This is a genomic window from Pseudoalteromonas sp. S4741 (assembly GCF_005886135.1).
In the GTDB taxonomy this organism is placed as follows: domain Bacteria; phylum Pseudomonadota; class Gammaproteobacteria; order Enterobacterales; family Alteromonadaceae; genus Pseudoalteromonas; species Pseudoalteromonas tetraodonis.
In genome coordinates, this window is sequence record NZ_PNCN01000146.1 from 1 (window position 1) to 8009 (window position 8009).

Genomic DNA, 8009 nt, shown 5'->3' on the forward strand with positions numbered 1-8009 from the left:
GATGAACTCGGGGCGATTCATCTAAATTTATAAATAGTTCGAAAGTTAGCTGATGAGTTTATGAATATAAATTATTAAAACGAATGTGAACTAGAGCTGTCTTCCTAAAACATAACCATTAATTAGATTAAGAATTCTTACCTTTGATGACCTACACCCTTAGACCCTACCAGAGCGAGGCGGTTGAACGCACCGTTTTTCACTTTAGAAAAACCAATGATCCTGCTGTCATTGTGCTGCCTACAGGTGCGGGTAAAAGTTTGGTGATAGCTGAGCTTGCGCGTATTGCTAAACAAAAAATATTGGTGTTGGCGCACGTAAAAGAATTGGTTGAGCAAAATGCTCAAAAGTATAAAAGCTTTGGTCTTGAGGCAAGTATATTTTCAGCCGGACTCAAAGAGAAGTCGTTAATCCACCAAGTTACTTTTGCCAGTGTGCAGTCGTTATCGCGTAATTTAGACAAACTTAATGAGCACTACTCACTACTTATTATTGATGAGTGCCACAGAGTAAATGGCGAAAAGAAAAGCCAGTACGGAAAAGTTATTAATGCGCTTAAATCTCACAACTCTGAATTAAAAGTATTAGGTTTAACCGCGACGCCTTACCGACTAGGGTTAGGCTGGATTTATCATTATCATTACCATGGCTTTGTAAGAGGCAATAAAGAGAGCCCATTCAAACACTGTATTTTTGAATTACCTTTGCGCTATATGATTAAGCATAACTACTTAACTCCCCCTAAAGAGGTTGATGCTGCGATTAGCCATTATGACTTTTCATCTTTAAGTAGTAATGCATTTGGGCAATATAGCAATGAGGACATGAATGCGCTGTTAAAAAAATCGACTCGTGCAACTCAAACAATTTTACAACAGGTTATACAATACAGTGAAAATCGTTACGGCGTGATGATTTTTGCAGCTACGGTTATGCATGCACAAGAGATAATGACTTATTTACCTGAGGATCACAGTGCGCTGATCACGGGGGATACGCCAAATAGCGAACGCGATAAAATAATAAAGCAGTTTAAAGCTAAACAGTTAAAATATTTAGTAAATATATCAGTACTGACGACGGGTTTTGATGCCCCTCATGTTGATTTTATAGCTATTTTACGGCCCACGGAGTCGGTAAGTTTATACCAGCAAATTGTCGGGAGAGGCTTGAGGTTAGCTGAGGGTAAAGATGATTGTTTAGTGATTGACTATGCAGGCAATGGCTTTGACTTATTCTACCCAGAAGTGGGAGATAAAAAAGGCGATAGCGATAATGAACCCGTGCAAGTGCTGTGTCCTGGGTGTGGCTTTGCCAATATATTTTGGGGAAAAACAGATGCTGATGGCAAAGTAATCGAGCACTTCGGCAGGCGTTGTAAAGGTTTGCTAGAAGATGATAACGGTTTAAGCGAGCAATGCGATTACCGCTTTCGTTTTAAAGAGTGTGAGCAGTGCGGCGCACAAAATGATATTGCTGCTCGAAAATGCCATGATTGTGACGCTGTGATGGCTGACCCTGATGATAAGCTGCGCAATGCGTTAAACCTTAAAGACGCATTAGTTCTACGTTGTAGCGGCTTGAGTGTGGTAAAACTTAAAGAGCAATTGTTAAAAATCACTTATTTTGATGAAGACGGAGCCAGTTGTGATGAAATTTTTGATTTATCAAACAAAGGATCACAGTATTACTTTAATAAGCAATTTGGTAAGCGTGTAGGGCAGGGCCAATCACCCATTGAATTTACCAGTGCAGAGCAAGTTATAAAAGCGCAGTTTGATTTAATACCACCGGATTTTGTGATTGCGCGAAAAAGTAAAAAATATGGCTGGAAAGTAGCAGATAAACTTTTTGATTATAAAGGCAGCTTCAGAAAAGCAAACCAGCTAAGTCGATAGACTAAGCTGGATATCATTCATCATTTAAATTAGGGATTATGCCTCTTCTGCGTCTAATCCCCAGCCATCACCATAGCCATTAAAGCTGTTCGCTATGCTTTCAATGTATTGTTCTGCTTGGCCTAACAGTGCATGTTCAGGCACCATTTGTACATGGGCAATTACTTCCCAAACGCCGGTATCTTTGCATTTTTCAACATCAGCAGTTTGCACTAATGCATCGTTTACAATCTCAGTTGCAAATTTTTTGGCATCAACCTGTTGTTCAAATAAAATGTAAAAATCAATTTGTTGCATTTTACTTAAATCTACACCAGCGGCGGAAATTTCAGCAAGTAGCTGGCCATTGTCATCATCAGGGAATTGCATTAAAAAACTCATTAATTTTATTTTGTACTCGTTATAGCTATTGTAACCAAAATAAACCGTTAACGCGTACTAAATTTTGACTGCATTTTTGAGTGTTAATTGCGATTAAGTTAATGTTAGGCTCATTGTGGCTATGGTATTATATTCCTGTTTAGCGGTTTATTTTATGGATACCACAGTAAGGATATTTACTTGTTCAATCAGCTTTTAAAGTTTTTTTGTTTTTTTTGCTTATTAGTAAGCCTGTCTTCTATTGCCTCTGAAAATATAATTGAAGATTATGAAATTAAAGGGATCAGTGGCGACTTAGAAAATAACGTTGCACTTTATTTAAAACAACTTGTTGGTGAAAAACCAACCCGTACACTTCGTCGGTATGCAAAAACGCAAGTTGAGAACAGTATCAAAGCCTTAGGTTATTACAGTCCAGTAGTAAATATTGATTTTGATAAAGACGAGCGCGAACTTTTTGTAAATATAGAGCGAGGCCCAGCCACACGTATTGAGTCACTTAATATAACTATTAATGGTGAAGCAAAACAGGATCCGTTCGTTCAAAAAACGATTGAAGATCTTAATTTAAAACAAGGTGATATTTTAAATCATGGGGTTTATAGCAGCGCGCATAAAAAAATAGAGTCAGTGTTGCTAGAGTATGGATATTTCGATGCAAAATGGCCTGTTAGAAAATTTGAAGTATCACTCAAAAAACACAGCGCAACCATTACTTTTACTATTGATAGCGGTGTTCGTTATCAATTTGGTGATATTTTAATTGCCAGAAATACTCCAGCCGAAAAATATATCCGCTCTTTGGCGCCATTTAAAATGGGTCAGTCGTACAAAGCATCCTATATTGCCGATTATAATCTTGATTTATCAAGTACCCCTTATTTTAAGAGCGTGCGTGTTTACGCCGATATTACAGCGAGAAAAAACAAGCAAGTTCCTATAAAAGTCGATGTGTTACATAAACCAGAAAATAGTTATGAAATTGGTGGTGGCTTTAGTACAGATTTAGGGCCGAAAGTACGTTTTAAATGGAGTAAACCATGGATCACCGATAACGGGCACTATCTTGAAAGCAATTTAAATGTTTCTCAAAAACAGCAAGATATTTCCATGGCTTACACCGTGCCGGTGAATGATCCGAACGATGATTTATGGCGCTTTTCTGTCGGTTATAAGTTGGAAGATGAATTAACCAATGAAACCTACAGTGAAATACTAACAGGTCAGTTACAGCGCCAGTGGTTAACTGAGCATAAATGGGTACGAACGGCTTTTTTAAGGCGTGAGCAAGAAACCTACCGCATAGGGGATGACGAAGAAAAAACAAGTGAAATGTTAATGCCTGGGATCAGTTATGCGCGTAAACAATCAAAGGGTGGCACCACACCTTATTGGGGGGAGCAGTGGTCTATTTCAGCTGAGTTTGGACTCGATAGCGTACTCTCAAGTACCAATTTGGTTAGAGTTCAATTACAGCATGCTTGGTTACGTACTTACCTTGACCGCCATCTGATCTTTTTAAAAGCAAACGTGGGCGCAATGATTGTTAATGATATAAATAACGTGCCATTTTCTTTGCGATTTTATGCCGGTGGCGATCAAAGTGTCAGGGGTTTTGCTTATCAGTCGATTTCTCCGCAAAACGAGCAGGGTGAGCGTATTGGTGGTAAATATTTATTAGCGAGTACCGTTGAATACAACTACCAATTTGCTAAAAATTGGCGGGCTGCGCTGTTTGTTGATGGGGGGACCGCAACCAATGATTTTTCAGAACAATTTGAGGTAGGTGCAGGATTTGGTTTTCGCTATTTAACACCGGTTGGTCCGATAAGAGTTGATCACGCGTGGGGGCTCACAAAAGAAAGTAAAAGTACCCGTTTAAGTATTACCATAGGGCCTGAAATTTAATGTCAGTATTTAAAAAAGTAACGGCGATAATTAGCGCCGTTTTAGCAACGCTGTTAGTTACACTGTTTTGCGTTTTGTTTACTGCCCCAGGTAATCAATTGCTTGCTTATACAGCGAATAAATTGGTTGATGGCTTAACCATTGAAATAAAAAATGGCCGATTTTTATACAATGACACGTTTAACTTACAGTTTGACCAAAATGGCGTAAGTGTTAATGCACAGCAACTAAAGATAGATTTATTTTGGTGGCAATGTGATGGTATTTGTATTGATAATTTAAGCGCTAAGTCGATTAAATTAACCTTGCCAAAAAGCGCTGAGAATAAAGATGAGACGCCAACCGAAGCATTAGAAAAAATAACCTTACCCTTTAATATTGCATTAAAAAATCTAGCTATTGATGAATTTATTTTAAATCATTCAAGTGCAAATGTAACACTTAACACTCTGCAATTGTCGGCAAAGGCTGAAGGGTCTGATGTTACAATTAAACGCTTGACCATTCCTCGTATTAATGTGGTATTAAAAGAGCAAACCGCAGCTCAACAAGCAGCGGCTAATCAACAAACAACAACGGCTATTAAGGAATTACCAGCTTTACCCAATATCGATTTTATCTCACCACTTAACATCAATGTTGAGCAGTTCAATATCACCAACGTGACAATAAATCAGGGCGAGCAACACTATTCAATTAATGATATTGCTCTGCAAATGAGCGTAGAAGATGCCACTATTAAGGTACAGTCACTATCGGCAGGTTATCAGCAGTGGCAGTTAAAAACTCAGCTTGATGCAACACTTGAAGGGGCAATGCCAATTAACGGCAACATTAGCTTAAAAGGGAATGAACATGGAGCTACTCTTGATATAAATGGTGATCTAGCCAAGCTTAACATTGCGCTTGATACCACAGGATTATTTCCTTTAAATTTGAGAGCAACAGCCAATCTCAAACAGAAAAATTATCCCTTTAGTGTTAATGGCAAAATTAATCAATGGCTTATTAATACACAAAGTAATGAGCTAAAGGTTAAAAACATCAATTTAAGTGCCCAAGGTAATGCTAACGACTATCAATTAAGTTTAACGGGTAATACTCAGCTAGATGCTTATCCAAGTGTAGATTTAAATGCTCAGCTAAAAGGCACACTAAACAAGGCAACGCTTGAAACGCTTGCTTTAAAAGCTAACGATAGCGCTGCGAATATTAAAGCACAGCTTGATTGGCAACAGGGAATTAAAGCGGATTTCACCGGCGTTTTATCAAATTTAAAAGCGCAATACTTAACCGATGCCCTAACCAGTGATGTTTCAGGGACGTTTAAAGGCGTATTTAACGCCCAAGCCGATACCTGGCAGCTAAGAATGAACAATACTAAGCTAGCCGGCTTACTGAACAACGTTCCCTTAGAGTTTGCTGCAAACTTTAAGTTAGATAATCAATTAAAAGCCGATATCGATAGTTTTTATTTAAGTAGTGGTACTAACAAGTTAACTTTGAATGGGCAGGTAGATGATACATGGCAAGTTGACGGTGATATTACGCTTAATAGTGATGAGCAGGCTAATCTGCCTTTTATTGCTAACGGTAAAGCGGACTTAAAAGTACGCGGCAACAGATTAACCCCTTCGGTTGACTTAGTTGTTATGCTAGAGCGCTTTATTTTTAATGAGATAAACATTAATAAACTCGCTATAAAATCTCAATTAGATACGGCCGCTGATTGGCAAACTGATCTCAGTGTTAATGTTGCATCTGCACTGGTCGCTGGGCAGCAAATTAATAATATAAACATAGCTGCCAGTGGTGATAAAACAGATCATCAACTTAGCGCGTCGATTGATGCCGAAAAAGGCGCGGTGGAACTTGAGCTTAATGGCAAAATGAAAAATGCCATTTGGAATGGTGAGCTAAGTGACATAACCCTTAGTGATAAAAAGCTGAGTTTTAATAATACTAAAAAAATATCCGTTATGGTGAATACACAAAACGGGGATTTTGATGTGAGCGCTCATTGTTGGCAATCAGCTCAAAGTAAGTTGTGTATAGATACCTTGTCGCAAACAAAAGCGCTAGGGCAGTTTAATGCAAAGCTTGCTAACCTCTCACTTGCAGAGCTTAAGCACTTATTACCAGATAATATTCGCACACGCGGAGACTTAACAGGTGATTTTGCTGCTAATTGGCAGTCAGGTGCACTTAAAACCCTCAGAGCCAATGTAAATTCTAATGGATTAAATGCAGTGCTAACCTCAGAAGAGGATCGATTTAAACTCCCAATAGAAACACTCAGTATTCGTGCTTTTTCAGATTCGCAGGTTGGTAAAATTGAAGCTAACTTGGCATCCAGTGTGTTAGGTAAAATAGCTACCGATATAAATATTGACGACATTCAAAATACACAAACACTCTCTGGTAACGTTAATATAGATAAAATTTTACTCTCAGACATTCAGCCATTTTTAGATACGCTTGAGCAACTTAAAGGGGCAATCAGCGGACAGGTTACATTAGCTGGAACGCTCAAAGATCCTCAGTTAGATGGTGAGCTTAATATAGCAGACATTAATTTAGAGGGAGAGCAATTACCCGTTGCACTTAAAGACTCTAATATACATATTTTATTTAATAAAACCACGGCAACAATTAAAGGTAACTTAAGTGATCCTCAAGGCGGGCAAGTTAAACTTACCGGTGATGTTGATTGGCAAGGTGAGCAACCCGCGGTTAATGTTGCAGTTGTTGGCAATGAGTTTTTTGTTAGAGCGCAGCAGGGTGTGATATTTAAAGTATCACCAGATCTAAAAATCGGCATAGCAGATAACGCGCTTAACCTTGTTGGTGAAGTGGTTGTGCCTTATGGACGTATAGAAATTGAAGAGCTGCCCGAGGGCGCAGTGCAAGTAAGCGATGATGAAATAATTATTGATCAAAAAACACAAGCGGCTAAAAAAGTCCCTTTTGATTATGATGTAGGCTTAAAAGTAACAGTAAAAAATGATGTAAAAGTCGAATCGTTTGGACTCAAGTCTAAAGTAACTGGTGATTTAGCGCTTAAAATGAGCCAAGGTACACCAATTATTGCAACCGGAGAGCTTAATTTAATAGAAGGGACGTATTTAGCCTTCGGGCAAGACTTGATAATTAGAACAGGGCAAGTAGGTTTTAGTGGCGGAATCGACAAACCGTATCTCAACATTAAAGCGATTCGTAACCCAGATAATACCGCTGATGGTGTGATTGCCGGGGTGACTTTAACCGGCAGTGTTGAGCAACCTACGTTAAAAGTATTTTCTGAGCCTGCGATGGATCAAGCCCAAGCCTTAGCCTATTTACTCAATGGGCAACCATTAGGAGAGGGCGACAGCTCTACAGATGCTATGTTAACTCAGTTATTACTTTCTCAAGGTGTGAGTCGCAGTGAGGGAGTGGTTTCTAAGGTGGGTGAAACCTTTGGTTTATCTGATGTAAGCTTAAGCTCTAAAGGCAGTGGTGAGCAAACAAAAGTAGAGATATCAGGTTATATAGCCCCAAGCTTACAGGTTAAGTACAGTGTCGGGGTATTCGACTCACTCAGTGAAGTGGCTGTGCGCTACCAGTTACTCTCTAAACTATACATAGAAATAACCAGTGGCTTATACCAAAACGTAGACATACTGTATAAGTTTGATTGGGACTAGGGTCTGTTGACCTTTGCGGATTAAAATTTGTTCAAACTAGGGGTGGTTTAATCGCGGCGCGAGGTTTGTAACCTAGTGGGCTAAGTAAAAACCGAGCAACAAAGAGTAAATCGCCCCTAGGCAGAACCCTTCGGGC

General features: G+C 39.0%; 4 protein-coding genes. 3 read left to right on the plus strand and 1 reads right to left on the minus strand.

Annotated features, from left to right (window positions below):
* The first annotated feature begins 146 nt into the window (after positions 1-146).
* On the plus strand, positions 147-1898 hold the full coding sequence (gene radD, locus CWC30_RS16360) for a DNA repair helicase RadD (RefSeq protein WP_138627634.1): 1752 nt from the start codon (positions 147-149) through the stop codon (positions 1896-1898).
* Positions 1899-1934: 36 nt separating this feature from the next.
* On the opposite strand, the gene CWC30_RS16365 is transcribed toward radD, so the two are convergent.
* A complete protein-coding gene (locus CWC30_RS16365) occupies positions 1935-2267 on the minus strand; it encodes a ribonuclease E inhibitor RraB (protein WP_138627631.1) in 333 nt (110 codons plus the stop codon).
* A gap of 192 nt (positions 2268-2459) precedes the next feature.
* On the opposite strand from CWC30_RS16365, the gene CWC30_RS16370 reads away from it, so the two are divergent.
* Together CWC30_RS16370 and tamB are read left to right on the plus strand one after the other, a co-directional pair.
* On the plus strand, positions 2460-4187 hold the full coding sequence (locus CWC30_RS16370) for an autotransporter assembly complex protein TamA (RefSeq protein WP_138627632.1): 1728 nt from the start codon (positions 2460-2462) through the stop codon (positions 4185-4187).
* Complete coding sequence (gene tamB / locus CWC30_RS16375; RefSeq protein ID WP_138627633.1) at positions 4187-7873, plus strand: autotransporter assembly complex protein TamB; 3687 nt, start codon at positions 4187-4189, stop codon at positions 7871-7873. Before CWC30_RS16370 ends, tamB begins: the two co-directional genes overlap by 1 nt.
* Positions 7874-8009 lie beyond the last annotated feature (136 nt).

Bases quoted from the DNA above. Each gene is read 5' to 3' on its own strand.
- radD (WP_138627634.1), top strand. From the start codon at position 147: ATGACCTACACCCTTAGACCCTACCAGAGCGAGGCGGTTGAACGCACC.
- CWC30_RS16365 (WP_138627631.1), bottom strand. From the start codon at position 2,267: ATGCAATTCCCTGATGATGACAATGGCCAGCTACTTGCTGAAATTTCC.
- tamB (WP_138627633.1), top strand. From the start codon at position 4,187: ATGTCAGTATTTAAAAAAGTAACGGCGATAATTAGCGCCGTTTTAGCA.